Here is a 14,939-nt window from a genome sequence, read left to right as displayed (position 1 = left end):
TAATTTTATACCAAAAGGAGCAGCTGTTGTCGTCGGTCTCGGAGTCGTGGCAGGATAAAGAAATCACCTGGCAGGACAAGATTTTTGTCAAAGACCATGTGACGAGTTTTTTGCATATGCCTCTGAATATGGGGCAAAAAATTATTCGCAATATGGTCTTGATTGAAAATGCCAAGGCCAGAGTATCTTACCAGCTGATGCTGGCTGATGAAAAATCGCTGTGGGGCGCGGATATTTATATTGATGTAAATCCGCCAGCCGGCGGATTACCGGGCGCCAAGATGGCGAAAATTTCGGGTACTTTTTTAACCAAGGTTTTCGAAGGGCCATACCAAAATGCCGGTAAGTGGGCTAAAGAGATGGCGGAATATGTGAAGGCCAAAGGTAAGGAAATGAAAAAATTGTATTTTTCCTACACCACCTGCCCCAAATGCGCCAAAGCATATGGTAAAAATTACGTGGTCTTATTTGCGCAGGTGAATTAATGCGTTATAATTGAGATATTAGTAATTAACTCATAAAAATATGCGAAAAAATAGTCTAATTTTTGTAATATGCTTGGCTGTGGCACTCGCTATGGCGGCAGTGCCAGTTTTGGCCAAGATGGCTCCGGCTGGCGTGCAGGTAATGGGACAAAAGAATAATACTTCTACGCTCCAGGGACAAATAAAAAATCAAAATGGACAGACAAATGCCGAGGAACACAGAAGCGCCGTAGCCAACTTTGTGCAGACCCTGCTCAAGACTGCCAGCACCACCGAGGGCACAGTCGGCGAGCAGGTGCGCATAATCGCCAGAGAACAAAATAGAGCCATGGCGACGACGACCGAGATGATGGAAAAAATACAAAATAGAAATAAGATCAAAACATTTTTGTTTGGCTCTGATTATAAAAATCTTGGGGCACTCCGAAGCGAGATGGTGCAGACTAGAAATAGGATTGAACAGCTAAATAGGATAATGGGCAAGAAGGCCAGCACGACCGAGGTCCAGACCCAGATCCAAAATTTGGAGCAGGAACAGACTAGGATGGAAAATTTTATCAAAGCGCAGGAAGGCAAGTTTAGTCTATTTGGCTGGCTCACCAAGTGGTTTAATAAATAAAATTATTATATTAATAATTATTAAAAATATATGAACAAGCCAATGCTCGGCCTTTTTATTGTGGTACTTTTGATCGCCGTGGCCATCGTGGTTTTTGGCTCTTACGGGCTCAAGGTGGCCAGGAATGAAGGCCGGATCGCCTGTACAGAAGAGGCCAAGATTTGCCCTGATGGCACAGCGGTCGGCCGTATTGGGCCTGATTGCGAATTTGCGCCTTGTCCAGAAAACAATAATAATATCGGCCTGGCCAATCCGGCGAGCACCAATTGTACTGACAAGGGCGGAACTTTGGTGATGAAAGAAAATAAACTCGGCCAATATGGCGTGTGCCTTTTTGATGACAATCGGCAATGTGAAGAGTGGGCGATGATGCGCGGTCAGTGCCCGGTTGGTGGATTAAAGATCACCGGTTATGAAAATGAGGCGCAAGTCTATTGTGCCATCACAGGTGGGACAGTCGAGGGCGTGGGCACAGAAAGCGTTTTGTGCAAAAGAGTGGACGGCACTCGTTGCGAAGTGATTGCCAATTTTAATGGTGAATGCCCAAATCCCAATAACCCTGAACCGAACGCTGGCAATAGAGAAGTGGAATAGAATAATTAAAAAATAAATATTATTAATTATAGGAAAAAATATGTTCAAAAAACAAAGAAAATTTGTCTATTTTGTAGTGTTGGCGCTGATGATTTTGGCAACGGGCGGTTGTGGCAAGAAAACCGAAAAGCCGGTCGTCAATAATGATCAACAACCGGCCAATCAGGAGGAAACAGTCAGCCCAAGCGGCGAGTATACTATTAATCAACTCTTGGCCATGAAAAGACCAATGAAGTGTAGCTGGAGTGAAAAAGTGACTCAAGAGGGAGAGGTGACTAATGTGATTTATATTGATGGGCAAAAATTTTATCAGGATGTGGCTATGGGCGATATGGGTCATGTTTATACCATCAGCGATGGCGAGTATCTTTATATGTGGAATGATTTTAGCGCGCAGGCATCCAAGATGAATTTGCAAGAGATGCAGAAAAACGCGCCAGCTGCGACAGGAGAATCGGCAGGAGGCAACAATGCCGGGTTGGAGCAAAGACGCGATTTTGTGTGTGAAAAATGGTCAGGCGACAATTCAATTTTTACGCCGCCGGCTGATAAGAATTTTCAAGACACAACCGAAGAGGTGGGGCAGGCGGTGCAGGAGTTGCAGCAAAATACGGATAAATACAAACAACAGGCTTGTGATTTGTGTGCTCAGGCGCCAGCGGGCGAAGTGCGCGACAATTGTCTGAAAAACGCCGGGTGTAATTAGTTTTTTGAATATTAACCCAGTCAATAAGAGGGGTTATAAATATTAATTAATTCGCCGATTGGCGAAAAAATATGGATAACCAAAAAATTCAAGCGACCGGCTGCTGTGAGCCCTTTGACCCAGCGTCATGGCAGGATAAAGAAATCACTTGGCAGGATAAATTATTTGTCAAAGATCACGTGATTAGCTTTTTGCATATGCCTCTTAATTTTGGTCAGAGGGTTGTTAAGAATATGACCTTGATTGAGAAAGCCAACGCCCAAGCGCCCCACCAGTTGATGCTGACTGATGAAAAATCATTGTGGGGCGCGGATATTTATATTGATGTGGCGCGAGAAGTATCGGGCGCCGAGATGGCGAAAATTTCGGGTACTTTTTTGACCAAGGTTTTCGAAGGGCCATACAAAGATGCTGGCCAGTGGGCCAAAGAAATGGCGGAATATGTTAAAAGTAAAAACAAAGAAATGAAAAAACTTTATTTTTCCTATACCACCTGCCCCAAGTGCGCCAAAGCGTATGGTAAAAATTATGTGGTTTTGTTTGCGCGGGTGAATTAGGGTAATATTTAATTAATAAAAAATTATGCCAGAAAAAATATGACAAAAAATTTTAAATTTTTAACAGTGTTATTATTGGCTGTAGTTTTTTTGACTGGGGGTTGTACGCAAAAAGAGCCAGCAGCACCGGCCGACTCTGTCGGCCTAAACAACAATCAGCCGGCAGAGGAGATGTATCTCGGCCAAAAAACCGATCCGGCTGCGCAAAAAGAGAAATTGTGCGGCGCGATTGATAAAGCTGATATTGTGATCGAGCTCAAATTTGCTGAGGGAGTGGAAAAAGATACTTCCTATGAAACCGGTTTTTATTTCAGCGCGATTTATTCGTGGATGAAGTTGGCGCGCGATGTTTGTGATTATCGTGTTGGTTTTAGTTTTGAAGAATTTAAAAATAAAGGCGCGGCCGAGGTGGGGGTGCGTGGCTATAACGACAACAAGAGAAGAATGTTGGAGGGCGAGCCAATCAGCGTGATCTTTGATGAAAACGGCCAGCCCAATATAAAATTACCAATTCAGGTGATGGTAAAAAATTAATAAAGTATTATAAATTGAAATAATTTTATGTCCAAGACAAAAATTGTTGCCACGGTGGCAATCCTTGTGATTTTGACTGGAGCAGGCTATTTTTTGTCCCAAAAAGATGTGGTTCGGCCGGCGGTGGACAAACAAACAGAAAATATCGTGGGCGCTGACAAAGATGATCATGGTTGTATTGGCTCGGCTGGCTATCAATGGTGTGATGCCAGCAGCAAATGTTATCGGGCCTTTGAAGAGTTTTGCCCGGACAAAGTAGAGGATTTGGTTTCTCTTTTGAAGCAGTCTTCTGGGGTGATATTGGAAAATAATGGCGAGACAGAGTTCAACTGGATTGTGGGCCAAGACGACATGATGACCGATGCCAAAGTTGTCGGGGTTATTTATGAGGCCGAGGGTATCAAGATGGCTGATTATAACAATTTGGAAAATTATTTAAACAACAACTGGGGGATGGACAAATACAACGTGGCTGATGGCGTAGTGGGTGGTCTGAGGGGTTATTATAAAGACTATATGGCCTGTATCGTGAATTTTCGTCATCAGGAGATGAAGCGGGGTGTCAATGAGCCGAGTACGCCAGTCGGCGATAGTCTAAAAGTCACCCTAGAATGCGGATATTTCAACCACAATAACATTGCCGGCCTTTTGGATGCGCAGGCGATAAAAGAAATTCTGTCTAGAAAATATAAAAAAGCGATAGACGAGGTGCGAGTAAGTATAACCAGAAGGGATGAGGCGCATCTGGCCGGGAGTATAAAATTTGGGGCTGAAGAGCAGGCCGAGGGCGGGCTTTTTCTGGCAGTGAAAATTGATGATCAGTGGCAGGTGGTCTATGATGGCAATGGCAGTGTTGATTGTGAGAAAATGAAAAATGAATATGGTTTTACGGAGGGGATCCTCCGTCCGAATTTTTGTGACTAGCTTATGGGGAGAAAAAAGATCAGGGTCAATGACAAAATGCAGTCCGGGTACACTTATTTTTTGAGTGCGCCCAGGGGCAAAAATTTTGATAAGGAATTTCGGCCAGACCTGGCGCCCAAGGAGATGCTCCGGCTCGGAGTTTTTAGCGGACGATATCTGCGCGATTGTCGAAAGGAGTTTCCCAAGGATTGGTTCTTGCGAGCCAAGCTTTTGCCTGCCGGCAGGCCGGGCCATGATAAAAAGCTAAATTTTTTTCAGGTGGAGGCGAGCCAGCCATTGGAGGTCTGGCGGGCCAAGGGCTGGATACACAAAGATGATCCGCGCGGTTGGTTTCAGTGGTATTGTCGATACTATCTGGGTCGGAGGCACGAAGATGATAAAAGGCAGATAAAAAGATGGAAAGCGATGAAACGTCATATAGTGCAAGTACAGAGAAATTGCCGGTCGGGTGATATCAATTGTCGCAAAAAGCAAAGACAGGCGCTTTTGCACTGGGCCTATGACAGCAGAAATATCTGATTGGGCGATTATTGATTATTTGCTATAATTAGAATATGAACAATTAAATTTATTTTTATGATCAAAAAAGGCCAAGTTTATAAATGCGAGATTTGTGGCAATGTGGTCGAGGTAGTATCGGCCGGGGGAGGGACACTCGTCTGTTGCGGGGAGCCGATGAATTTGCAAGGAAATAAAGAAGAGTAATTTTTGACTGTAATTAATGTTAAAATTAAGGTATAATAGAATAAGCACCAAGTTCCAAATCCTAAATCCAAAATAAATTCCAAATTATAAATTTCAAAAATTATTTTAGAAATTAATTTAATCCCATGCTTATGTTCAAAGAAAAGCTATTTATATCATCTATCCTCGCCCTAGCCATGACAGGCGCGATGCTATTTCTGGCAGCTGACACAGAAGCGGCGACAACTGTAGGTAACAATACTTCTGTGGGAGGAACACTAGGCGTGACTGGAGCAACGACCTTGAGTTAGACATTGACGGTGACGGGCAATATACTCCAAGGTGCCAATAGTGCTATTTATCAAAATGACCTGCCAGTATTTGTCGCTTCATCTACCAATTATTCTTTGTCAGTAGGTACCGAAGCAGGGAAGAATCTGAATAATGCGGGTACAAATAATATTTTTCTTGGTTATCAAGCGGGGTATACTGCCACTAGTACTAAAGATGATATAGGCATTGGTTATCAAGCACTATATAATGCAAAAAGAACCGGTACTTGGGATTTTTCTGGATATAATGTGGCCATTGGCACCAGCGCGCTTTTTAATAATACTTTGGGTTTTGATAACGTAGCCATTGGCTATACTCCAATGTATGAAAATACTACTGGTTATTATAATGTAGCAATAGGGAGACAGGCTTTGGAAAAAAACACTACGGGTGACTCTAATATTAGCATTGGCTATTATGCTGGTTGGGCCAACACTACTGGGGTGCGTAATATATCTATTGGTTACCAAGCAGGATATTATGGAGAGAAGGTGAGTGGTAATGTTGCTGTCGGGTCAGACTCATTAATTTATAATGTAAACGGTTCTTGGAATACAGCCGTTGGCGAAATGGCCCTTGGTTATCTTTGGACTCAATCTTTTGCCAATACAGCTCTCGGCTATCAAGCGGGTCGTGGTCATTCAAGCGCTGTTTACTCCAATGCCAGTAGTACATGGGTAGGCTACCAGGCCGGGGTAAATATCCGTACCGGTTCCAAAAACATGGCTCTAGGCTACAAAGCAGGCGATGCCCTGACCACGGGCTCTGGCAATATCATCATTGGCTACGATATTGATGCCCCAGCTTCTACTTCAGACAACGTTTTAAGCATAGGCAACATGATCTTTGCTAATGGACTCGGTAATACTGGTACGACTGTAGCTACTGGCACTGTAGGCATAGGCATTGCCGCTCCTACAGCCAGACTACAGGTTTCCCGTTCAGCTGAAGGCCTGGAGAAGCTCTTTCAGGTAGGCACGTCTACGAGTTTGGACCTTTTTTCCGTGAATAGTAAAGGAACCGTAGGCGTCGCCACTTCTACTCCTTGGCAGGACATGGAATTTGCCGTAGCTGGGGACATCCTCCTAACAGGCTCGCTATACAAGTCAGGTACGGAATATACCAACCCAGACTATGTATTTGCCAAATACTTTGGCAATCCTAATAATGACTATATCCCGGCTGATTACCGGATGCTCTCTTTAGACGAACTAAGACTCTATATTGAGGAAAACCACCATCTGCCGGGCGTAGAAATACAAGATGATAAGATTGACATTATTGAAGCTAATCGGCTGAACCTAGAGAAGATTGAAGAGATGAGTTTGTATATATTGGAGCTGGAAGAAAGAATTGAGAATTTGGAGAATCGGCTCAACACAGGGCAGTAGTTATTGCTTTTCCCAATATTAAAAACCGTCACCAATGCTCATCGGGGCGGTTTTTTTATTTGCTTTTTTAATGGGCCAAGAGTAAGATAAAAAGAAACAAAATATAGCTCCTATTTTAAAATAAAAAATATTTTTTATCCATATAAAGGGAGGGCAAAATGAATATTTTTGTCTTTGGTGATACGCACAATTGCAGCGAGGAAGATTTGTACCTAGCGAGCAAAAAAGCCAGAGATTTTGAGTGCCAAACAATAATTCATACAGGTGATCTGGCTGACCAACATTGGGGGCATCCGGCTTTTGACGATTTCCAGATGTATGTTTTTGTGACCAAACAAAATGAAAAAATTCCGGAAAAATTGCCTAATAATTGGCATCTGCTTCGGGAAAAGGTGGCATGTATCATAACGATTGGAGGAATGCGGATTTATGTCAATCATTATCTGGGGCTGAGGGCGCTGAAATTTAAAGACCGAGAGCTCTTGGAGCATGTAGATGAGGCGGAGATTTGGAAAGTAAATGAAGAGATAATGGCTGAATATGGCTATGTTAACTATGTGCTATTTGGCCATAGTCACCATACATTTCATCATTGTGACCGTGGTATGGCAATGCTAAATCCTGGCGAGTGGGAAACAAAGAAAACATTCATAATCATCCATGTAGGAGACCACTTTGCTATGGATTTTCGGGTTGTTTCTCTGACGATCAACCAAGTACTGGTTGATAAATAAAAAATCTAATGCGTCCATTGTATAGGAGGAAGATCATGGAGAAGGGTAGGAAAATTCAGTTTACTTTTTCCCAGAAAACTATAGAAATTATAGGTTGGTTGAAAAAAGTGACTGACGCTGCCAGCTTGGCAGAAGTTATAAGGAACGCCCTGTACGTTTACCATTGGCTGGCAAAATTTATTATTAACGGAGGAGAGGTGTTTTGCGTTGATGCGGAAGGGAAACCAGTTAAATTAATTTTCCCGAACATACAAAAGCAGGGAGGGGAATAAATATACAAAGATCGTGGCCGTTTTGGGGGAAACGGCTTTTTTGTTTGCTTAAAATTGACCAAGGTGAGAAAATTATAATATAAGAACTAAATAAAATTTATTATGGATAATACATATAATTGGTATCAGAATTTGATCAAACCGTCTTTCGCACCGCCAAGCTGGCTTTTTGGGTCGGTTTGGAGCGTACTTTATACGATCATTATCATTTCTTTCGGCTATACGGCTTTTTTGTTTTTTAAGGGCAAAATACCATTTATTGTTTTTTTGCCTTTTATTTTAAATATTATTTTCAATTTGATTTTTACACCCTTGCAGTTTGGGTTGAGAAATAATTTTTTGGCCGCTATTGATATCGTATTGGTTTTGGGCACTCTAGCTTGGGCGCTGTTCGTAGTTTTTCCTTATGCGAGGTGGGTGAGCTATGCCAATATACCGTATTTGCTTTGGGTGATGTTTGCTGCGATTTTGCAGATTACCATCACAGCGATGAATTGGGGTAAATAAATATTTTTATGAGATTTAATTTACCGGAAAGAGAGTATAGACTTCTGAAAAAATTAAATACACCAGTCAAAATCCAGAGTTTTTTGGATGAAATGAGTATTAATTTTGAATATGACGGAGATACCTATCTGTCGCCGTTAAGAGTATTGCGGCAGGGAATATGCCACTGCGGTGAGGGAGCGATTCTCGCGGCTTTGGCTTTGCGCCTGCAGGGCGAGCCGCCACTTTTGGTAGACTTGAAGGTCAAAAATAAAGATGACTTTGACCACGTGATCGCAGTTTACAAGAGGTATGGTTGTTGGGGGGCGATCTCCAAAACAAATCACGCCGTACTGCGTTATCGCGAACCGATTTACAAAACAATTAGAGAATTGGTGATGAGCTATTTCCATGAGTATTTTGACGATTTTGGCCGGAAAAATTTGCGGAGTTTTTCCATGCCGGTTAATCTAAAAAGATTTGATAAGCTTGGCTGGATGACCAGCGAAGAGGAGGTTGATTATATACCGGAATATCTGGATGAGGTAAAACATTATAATATTTTGGACAAAAGACAGATCAGTGGTTTGCGTCGGGCAGATAAGATAGAGATTGCAGTGGGCAAGGTGGTCGAGTGGAAAAAAGAATTTGTAAGAAATAAATTTTAAAAATATGATATGATTAAGAATAAGAGGGGATTTACGTTAATAGAGCTTTTGGTGGTGATAGGCATTATTTCGGTTTTGGCGACTTTGGGCGTAGTGGCTTTTGGCGGGGCTCGGGGTAAAGCCAGAGATGCCAAGAGATTAAATGATTTAAACCAAATTGGTAGATTTTTGGCTTTTGGATGTTTGGTGCCAGCTGGGGGGCCGGGGGAATATGATCTTAGCCAGTTGATTGAGGAGTATAGGGTAAAATATCCTCAATACGCTAGTCAGATCCCCAGTAATTTGAAAGATCCGAAAACCGGCACAGAGAGTAATTCTAATTATAAATATATAATCAACGAAAATAATCAGTGCGTGTTGTATGCCAATTTGGAAAATGAAAATCAGGCAGTAACCTTGCCAAGCTTAAATGCGCCGACACCGGGCGGGGGTAAAGGAATTTTGGAGGCCGCGACAGCAGGACCCAATGGCACAAAGAAATATTTTCAAATTTCAAATTAAAGTATTAATTAATTTAATTTATATGGAAGACGAAATAGAAACAAAGATAGGGCCAGAGAAAAAGTTTTTCCCGAAAAATATCATCATATTGATAGTGATTATTTTTTTGGTGTTGACCAATGTGGTGACGGCGACTTATTTTTTGATTAAACAAAAAGATGAGCAAGCGCCCAATAACAACGCCAATATTGCCGTTAACACTCAGCCGATAATTAATGATGATAATAATACGCCGAGCGACGAGACGGTTCCTACGACCGATGAGGTTTTGCCTGAAGATAAAACCGGTGGCACAATCACGGTGGAATGGAATGAGTGGCCAGTAAAGGTGGATGTTTGGAGACTTTTTGATTATGGGGTCGTTGACCGGGAGAAGGCTCTTGACTTGGTGAATAAACTAGAGATATACAAAGCTGGAGTGATAAAGGGTGGGGTATACAATAGTAAGGAATTATTTTTAGTAGTTAATTGGCCTGAGGGCCCGGCTTTTCAGCCGGATTTATATAGAGTTGTGAAAAATGATGGGGAGGCGATTTTGTTGGTTAATCATTCTTCTGAGTATATGGAAGAAGCGATGAAGAGGATATTCAAAGAGAACCACGAAATCAAAATAGCTAATTTGGAGCCACCCTCAGAAATAACTATTCCCAATTCTAATATTAAACTCAAAAGAAGTGAAGGCGAATCCACAAAATTTTTAACAAGTTATGACAGTCCGAAAAAAATATTTTTATATAATGGGGTTGATTATGTATACAAGGATAAAACCGACAATTGTTTTATAGTAAAAGCTGGTGATGGAACAATAAGAGAATATATTTTAGAACTCCCTTTTTTGGATGCGGTTGGTGATGATAATCTATATTCCAATTATAACAGGCCTTATAAGCTCAATATAAGCTGGATATCTGGGGGGAGTAATAATAATGAGTATATGATAAAGCGTATTGGGACCTGTGCCCTTGGTTGCTATAACTATCCTGATTATGCCAAAAATATTGACCAATTTGTAATTGTTGGTGAATCGTCCGAAGAAGAAGTCTTTTATGAGGCCAAGGATAAAAATTTGTTTTTGGCTGAGGGCGACAAGGCAGGCAGGAGTATTTACCGGGCAATGTATGATGAACATTATCAATTTTTTGATCAGGCACAGAGCAAGGAGGCAAAGGTCAGCTATGAAGAATTTTTGGCTGGCCGCCCGATTATTTATTGGCAAGATCCGTTTGGTGATTTCATGGAATTTCGAGATGCCAAATTTCAGCCCATGGCCGAGTGCGGCAAGCCAGTAATTTATCTTTATCCGGAACGTGAAATGGATGTATCGGTCAAGGTCACGCCAACGGGCGGACTATCAATCAGCGACCCGTATTATGGTGAGGGCTGGAAAGTCAAAGCCAAACCAAATGGCGAGATTTATAATTATGGTGATGGAAAGATTTATCCGTATCTTTTTTGGGAGGGTTTTGGTGTTAATTATCAGACACCAGCTAGTGGCTTTGTAGTGCCAAGAGAAAAAGTGGCGCAATTTTTGGAATCTAAATTACCACAGTTGGGACTGAAAGAGAATGAATACAAGGAATTTATGGCTTATTGGTTGCCCAAGATGCAGGAGAAAAAATATTATTTTATTTCCTTTATGCCTCAGGTAGAATTTGATAAGTTGGCGCCCTTGGAAATTCATCCGAAGCCAGATACGGTGATCCGGGTGTTTATGGATTATTTTGGATTGGACGAATATCAAAGCGTCCGACCACAAATTATCAAAACACCGGAGCGAAAAGGTTTTACCGTAGTAGAGTGGGGTGGGACTTTGGGGCGCTAATTTTTATGAAGAGAAATAGGGATTATTCGGTTTTTATTATTACTGCCCTAGTGGTTTTACAACTGGGGCAGTTTTATTATTTTTTTAATAATTCAGTTAAAGAACAAAAGACGCCAGTAGTAGAGGAGCAAGAAATTATTGCGCACCGGGCTTATTTCATGAATCAAGAATTTTATGATGAAGCGTACGAACAAGGCAGTAGCCAAGCCAAGGAGCCTGGAACAAGAGTGCATGGCGCGATTTTGCCGCACCATCTGATAGTTAAAGATAAGATCGCCGCTTTTTTGTCGGGAATAGAAAAAAATAATTATGAAACAGTGGTGATGATCGGGCCAAATCATTTTGAACGCGGAGCGAGTAATATTATTTTTTCTCGGGCTAAATGGCAGACGCCATATGGAGAATTGCTGCCCAATGGAAAATTGGCTTATAACCTAATCGAGGCCGGTTTTATTCCAGACGAAGATCCTTTTGCCGGTGAACACGCAATTTCCGGTTTAGTTGGATTTGTTAAAAAAAGTTTTCCTCAGGCTAAATTTTTATCTATAATTATCAGACCGACGGCCAAGACAGAAGAGTTGGATAGGTTGATCGAAGTGATAGCCAAGAGCGTTGATCCGGAGAAGGCTTTGTTGTTGGCGAGCGTGGATTTTTCACATTATCTCAATGTGGCAGAATCTGATAAAAATGATGAAATCTCAAAGATGGCGATTGAGTCAGGTGAGGTGGAGAAAATTTTGGCCATACCAGTTGATTCGCCCAAAGCAATTTATGTTTTGATGAGTTATCTGAAACAGATCGGCGCTGAGAAAAGCAACTTGATTTTTCATACCAATTCTGGCCGATTAATTGGACAAATGGAGGCGGAGACGACCAGCCATATGTTTTTTTACTTCAGTCGGGAAAAATTTTAGTCTTTTTTGGTTTTATGGTATTATTAATATAATGAGTATTTTATTTATAAATTAAAATAATAAATATGTTTAGTGAGGGTATGGGCAATGTAAGAAAAATGTTCAGCCGGCAGGGTAGGGAATCGGTTGCAAAAGAAAAGCTAGCCGAGCAACAGTTTACAGAAGAAAGAAGGAGAGATATTGCGGCGGCAATCGCAGCGGATAGAAAGACAATAGAAGACTTGAGAAAAAATGCGAGCAAGTACCATGAACTCAGCGTGACTAGAGCACATTTAGCACAGTTGGAAGGAAGATTAAAGAATTTATAGTTTATAATTTTTATGAGTTTATTCAGAAAAGCTAAAAGTTTTTTGTACGCTTACGCGATGCTGACCGGCACGATCATCGGAGTCGGTATTTTTTCTTTGCCTTATATCACCAGCCAGGCCGGACTTTTGACGGTAGGTGCCTATTTTATTTTTTTAGGGGCGGTGGCGATGATCATTCATATTTTTTGGGGCGAGATAACAGCCAAAACACCAGGCCGTCATCGCTTGCCTGGTATGGCTAGGATTCATCTGGGGTCATTTTGGGGTCGAGTGGCGACCGTGACAGCCATTGGCAGTCTCATGGGAGCGATTTTGGCTTATGTGATTTTGGGTGCTGATTTTTCTCATTCTTTATTTAATAGCTATTTGGGAGCTGGTGAGTGGCTGCACGTGATTTTGTATTGTCTCGTTGGCGCACTTTTGGTCTGGAAAGGCGACAAACTGATAGCCAAACTGGAAGTCTGGGGCATCGTGGCTCTGGCGCTGGTGTTTGTTGTTTTGGTGTGGCGGGTCAATAGCCATTGGCAGATAGAAAATATATTGGCGATTAAAGGCCAAGCAAAAAATTTTTTCTTGCCTTATGGTGTAGTCTTGTTTTCCTTGTGGGGGGCTTCGGCTATACCAGATGTGGCTGGGGTGATGGGTAAGGACAAAAAGAGATTGAATCAAGTGATCTTTTGGTCAGGATTGACCGCGATGATTGTATATATTGTGTTTATCGCGATTATTTTGGGCGTGAGTGGCACAGCAGTGGATCCGACAGCCTTGGGTGGCCTGAGTGGAGTGGTGGGCGCCGAAATGGCAAAAATTTTACTAGCGCTCGGCATTTTGACCACTTTTACTTCCTATATCACTTTGGCTCTGGCCCTAAACAAGCTTTTGATCTATGATTTAAAAATAAGCCCATTGACTGCTCTGACTACGGTGGCGGCGGTGCCGACGATTTTGTATTTTTTGGGGATTAATAACTTTATCACCATTATTTCTTTTGTCGGATCGGTGATGCTCGCGATCGACGGGGTATTTATCGCTTTTATTTATAAGAAGGTGAGTCGGGCCAACGGCAGAAGAGCGCCAATAGTTTGGTTCATCGCTGGGTGTTTCGCCTTGGGACTATTTTACGAAATTTACAAAATATTATGAGCAATAAATTGAAATTATCAAATAGGGTCAATGATCTGATGTCATCACCGATCAGAAAATTTTGGCCTTTGGTCATGGCGGCAGAAAAGCGGGGGGTGGAGGTTTTGAAATTAAATATCGGCGATCCGGATATTCCGCCACCAGCGGAAATAGTCCGGGGCATTAAAAACATAAAAGCGCAAAATCTCGGCTATGCACCATCTGGTGGAATGGTAGAAAATGTGGATGCTTGGAGAGATTATTATAAAAAATTTGGCATAAAGCTGGAAAGAGAAAATATCATTCCGACAGTGGGGGCGTCAGAGGCAATACTTTTGGCTTTTTTGGCGGTGGCTGATAGTGAAGAGGAGATTCTGGTGTTTGAGCCGCTTTATGCGAGCTACAAGGGCCTAGCCAAGATGGCTGGGGTGAATTTGAAACCAGTGACTTTGAGATTGGAGAATAATTTCCAGCTGCTAGAGACAAAAGAAATAGAAAAGAAAATAAGTAAGAAAACCCGGGCGATAGTGATCATCAACCCGGACAACCCGACAGGTAAGGTGTGGAGCGCTAGAGAGCTAGAGACAATCAGCCAGTTGGCAGAGAAGTATAATTTGTATTTGATTGTGGACGAGACTTATCGGGAGATTGTTTTCCGGGGCAAGCTGAAAAATATTTTGACTTTTGCAAAAACAAGAGAAAGGACGATTTTGATTGATAGCGTGTCCAAGAGATTTTCTGTGCCAGGGATCAGACTCGGCGCAGTGGTTTCTTTCAATAAAGAAATCATGGGGGCGATTTTGAAGATAGCAATGGTCAGACTTTCAGCGCCGTCAGTGGGGCAATTGGCAACAATAGAAATTTTGAAGCAGGCAAAAAAATATACAGATAAAATTAGAAAGGAATACCAAAAGAGGAGCCAGGTGGCTTTAAAAGAGCTCCAAAAGATGTCAGGTGTAGTTTTTCGTGAGTCAGCTGGGGCATTTTATCAGGTGGTGAAATTGCCAATCAAAGATAGCGAGGATTTTATCCGTTTTATGCTGGAAAAATTTAGCTATAAAAATAAGACTGTTTTGGTGTCGCCGATGGCAGATTTTTATATTACGCCGGGGCTGGGGCAAAATGAAATCAGATTGGCTTATGTGCTGGAGAGCAAAAAACTGAAAGAGGGGGTGGAGATTTTGGGGCGAGGACTGAAGGAGTATTTAAATAAATAGTTGACAGAATGTGGTTGGCGCGGTAAGTTATATTAATCTTTAAAAAATTGAAATATAAAAACAAAATA

20 protein-coding genes and 1 pseudogene are annotated in these 14,939 nt (G+C 41.9%); all 21 read left to right on the top strand.

The features are described from left to right. The first annotated feature begins 26 nt into the window (after positions 1-26). The 21 genes and pseudogenes from GYA54_00365 (at position 27) to GYA54_00265 (ending at position 14,871) form a co-directional block, all read left to right on the top strand. Positions 27-485, top strand: coding sequence for a hypothetical protein (locus tag GYA54_00365; GenBank protein NMC51168.1), 459 nt, complete (start codon positions 27-29; stop codon positions 483-485). Between the two features lie 40 nt (positions 486-525). Then, the gene (locus GYA54_00360; protein ID NMC51167.1) at positions 526-1,104 is read left to right on the top strand and encodes a hypothetical protein; all 579 of its coding nucleotides are present in this window, start codon (positions 526-528) and stop codon (positions 1,102-1,104) included. A 114-nt stretch (positions 1,105-1,218) separates the two neighbouring features. After that, on the top strand, positions 1,219-1,698 hold the full coding sequence (locus GYA54_00355) for a DUF333 domain-containing protein (GenBank protein ID NMC51166.1): 480 nt from the start codon (positions 1,219-1,221) through the stop codon (positions 1,696-1,698). Between the two features lie 40 nt (positions 1,699-1,738). Continuing rightward, on the top strand, positions 1,739-2,404 hold the full coding sequence (locus GYA54_00350; protein NMC51165.1) for a hypothetical protein: 666 nt from the start codon (positions 1,739-1,741) through the stop codon (positions 2,402-2,404). Positions 2,405-2,475: 71 nt separating this feature from the next. Continuing rightward, complete coding sequence (locus GYA54_00345) at positions 2,476-2,961, top strand: hypothetical protein (protein NMC51164.1); 486 nt, start codon at positions 2,476-2,478, stop codon at positions 2,959-2,961. A 39-nt stretch (positions 2,962-3,000) separates the two neighbouring features. Next, positions 3,001-3,495: a hypothetical protein gene (locus GYA54_00340; GenBank protein ID NMC51163.1), complete on the top strand. Its 495-nt coding sequence runs from the start codon at positions 3,001-3,003 to the stop codon at positions 3,493-3,495. A gap of 27 nt (positions 3,496-3,522) precedes the next feature. Then, positions 3,523-4,419, top strand: a complete 897-nt coding sequence (locus GYA54_00335; GenBank protein ID NMC51162.1) for a hypothetical protein — start codon at positions 3,523-3,525, stop codon at positions 4,417-4,419. 3 nt (positions 4,420-4,422) lie between these two features. Next, entirely contained in the window at positions 4,423-4,938 is a 516-nt protein-coding gene (locus tag GYA54_00330; GenBank protein ID NMC51161.1) for a hypothetical protein, read from the top strand. A 57-nt stretch (positions 4,939-4,995) separates the two neighbouring features. Beyond that, complete coding sequence (locus GYA54_00325; GenBank protein ID NMC51160.1) at positions 4,996-5,124, top strand: desulfoferrodoxin FeS4 iron-binding domain-containing protein; 129 nt, start codon at positions 4,996-4,998, stop codon at positions 5,122-5,124. Positions 5,125-5,255: 131 nt separating this feature from the next. After that, complete coding sequence (locus GYA54_00320; protein NMC51159.1) at positions 5,256-5,414, top strand: hypothetical protein; 159 nt, start codon at positions 5,256-5,258, stop codon at positions 5,412-5,414. A 9-nt stretch (positions 5,415-5,423) separates the two neighbouring features. Then, complete coding sequence (locus GYA54_00315) at positions 5,424-6,827, top strand: hypothetical protein (GenBank protein NMC51158.1); 1,404 nt, start codon at positions 5,424-5,426, stop codon at positions 6,825-6,827. Positions 6,828-6,985: 158 nt separating this feature from the next. After that, a complete protein-coding gene (locus GYA54_00310) occupies positions 6,986-7,561 on the top strand; it encodes a hypothetical protein (protein ID NMC51157.1) in 576 nt (191 codons plus the stop codon). 8 nt (positions 7,562-7,569) lie between these two features. Then, a complete protein-coding gene (locus GYA54_00305; GenBank protein ID NMC51156.1) occupies positions 7,570-7,833 on the top strand; it encodes a hypothetical protein in 264 nt (87 codons plus the stop codon). 102 nt (positions 7,834-7,935) lie between these two features. Continuing rightward, positions 7,936-8,340, top strand: a complete 405-nt coding sequence (locus GYA54_00300; protein NMC51155.1) for a tryptophan-rich sensory protein — start codon at positions 7,936-7,938, stop codon at positions 8,338-8,340. Positions 8,341-8,348: 8 nt separating this feature from the next. Further along, positions 8,349-8,921: pseudogene (locus GYA54_00295) on the top strand (hypothetical protein). 75 nt (positions 8,922-8,996) lie between these two features. Next, complete coding sequence (locus GYA54_00290) at positions 8,997-9,488, top strand: type II secretion system protein (GenBank protein NMC51154.1); 492 nt, start codon at positions 8,997-8,999, stop codon at positions 9,486-9,488. Between the two features lie 22 nt (positions 9,489-9,510). Further along, the gene (locus GYA54_00285; protein NMC51153.1) at positions 9,511-11,310 is read left to right on the top strand and encodes a hypothetical protein; all 1,800 of its coding nucleotides are present in this window, start codon (positions 9,511-9,513) and stop codon (positions 11,308-11,310) included. 5 nt (positions 11,311-11,315) lie between these two features. Further along, positions 11,316-12,224, top strand: coding sequence for an AmmeMemoRadiSam system protein B (gene amrB, locus GYA54_00280; GenBank protein ID NMC51152.1), 909 nt, complete (start codon positions 11,316-11,318; stop codon positions 12,222-12,224). Positions 12,225-12,289: 65 nt separating this feature from the next. Beyond that, positions 12,290-12,532: a hypothetical protein gene (locus tag GYA54_00275; protein ID NMC51151.1), complete on the top strand. Its 243-nt coding sequence runs from the start codon at positions 12,290-12,292 to the stop codon at positions 12,530-12,532. 12 nt (positions 12,533-12,544) lie between these two features. Continuing rightward, the gene (locus GYA54_00270) at positions 12,545-13,675 is read left to right on the top strand and encodes a hypothetical protein (protein NMC51150.1); all 1,131 of its coding nucleotides are present in this window, start codon (positions 12,545-12,547) and stop codon (positions 13,673-13,675) included. Continuing rightward, positions 13,672-14,871: a pyridoxal phosphate-dependent aminotransferase gene (locus tag GYA54_00265; protein NMC51149.1), complete on the top strand. Its 1,200-nt coding sequence runs from the start codon at positions 13,672-13,674 to the stop codon at positions 14,869-14,871. Before GYA54_00270 ends, GYA54_00265 begins: the two co-directional genes overlap by 4 nt. The last annotated feature ends 68 nt before the right edge of the window (positions 14,872-14,939 follow it).

The organism is Candidatus Kuenenbacteria bacterium (assembly GCA_012797775.1).
GTDB lineage: Bacteria > Patescibacteriota > Patescibacteriia > UBA2196 > GWA2-42-15 > JAAZMX01.
Note: the sequence above shows the minus strand (reverse complement) of the source record. Positions and strands in the feature narration are given on the sequence as shown.

What these genes read in the sequence shown, in the direction of transcription:
- GYA54_00360 (NMC51167.1), top strand. Translation starts at nt 526, where the DNA reads ATGCGAAAAAATAGTCTAATTTTTGTAATATGCTTGGCTGTGGCACTC.
- GYA54_00350 (NMC51165.1), top strand. Translation starts at nt 1,739, where the DNA reads ATGTTCAAAAAACAAAGAAAATTTGTCTATTTTGTAGTGTTGGCGCTG.
- GYA54_00345 (NMC51164.1), top strand. Translation starts at nt 2,476, where the DNA reads ATGGATAACCAAAAAATTCAAGCGACCGGCTGCTGTGAGCCCTTTGAC.
- GYA54_00340 (NMC51163.1), top strand. Translation starts at nt 3,001, where the DNA reads ATGACAAAAAATTTTAAATTTTTAACAGTGTTATTATTGGCTGTAGTT.
- GYA54_00335 (NMC51162.1), top strand. Translation starts at nt 3,523, where the DNA reads ATGTCCAAGACAAAAATTGTTGCCACGGTGGCAATCCTTGTGATTTTG.
- GYA54_00330 (NMC51161.1), top strand. Translation starts at nt 4,423, where the DNA reads ATGGGGAGAAAAAAGATCAGGGTCAATGACAAAATGCAGTCCGGGTAC.
- GYA54_00325 (NMC51160.1), top strand. Translation starts at nt 4,996, where the DNA reads ATGATCAAAAAAGGCCAAGTTTATAAATGCGAGATTTGTGGCAATGTG.
- GYA54_00320 (NMC51159.1), top strand. Translation starts at nt 5,256, where the DNA reads ATGTTCAAAGAAAAGCTATTTATATCATCTATCCTCGCCCTAGCCATG.
- GYA54_00310 (NMC51157.1), top strand. Translation starts at nt 6,986, where the DNA reads ATGAATATTTTTGTCTTTGGTGATACGCACAATTGCAGCGAGGAAGAT.
- GYA54_00305 (NMC51156.1), top strand. Translation starts at nt 7,570, where the DNA reads ATGCGTCCATTGTATAGGAGGAAGATCATGGAGAAGGGTAGGAAAATT.
- GYA54_00300 (NMC51155.1), top strand. Translation starts at nt 7,936, where the DNA reads ATGGATAATACATATAATTGGTATCAGAATTTGATCAAACCGTCTTTC.
- GYA54_00290 (NMC51154.1), top strand. Translation starts at nt 8,997, where the DNA reads ATGATTAAGAATAAGAGGGGATTTACGTTAATAGAGCTTTTGGTGGTG.
- GYA54_00285 (NMC51153.1), top strand. Translation starts at nt 9,511, where the DNA reads ATGGAAGACGAAATAGAAACAAAGATAGGGCCAGAGAAAAAGTTTTTC.
- amrB (NMC51152.1), top strand. Translation starts at nt 11,316, where the DNA reads ATGAAGAGAAATAGGGATTATTCGGTTTTTATTATTACTGCCCTAGTG.
- GYA54_00275 (NMC51151.1), top strand. Translation starts at nt 12,290, where the DNA reads ATGTTTAGTGAGGGTATGGGCAATGTAAGAAAAATGTTCAGCCGGCAG.
- GYA54_00270 (NMC51150.1), top strand. Translation starts at nt 12,545, where the DNA reads ATGAGTTTATTCAGAAAAGCTAAAAGTTTTTTGTACGCTTACGCGATG.
- GYA54_00265 (NMC51149.1), top strand. Translation starts at nt 13,672, where the DNA reads ATGAGCAATAAATTGAAATTATCAAATAGGGTCAATGATCTGATGTCA.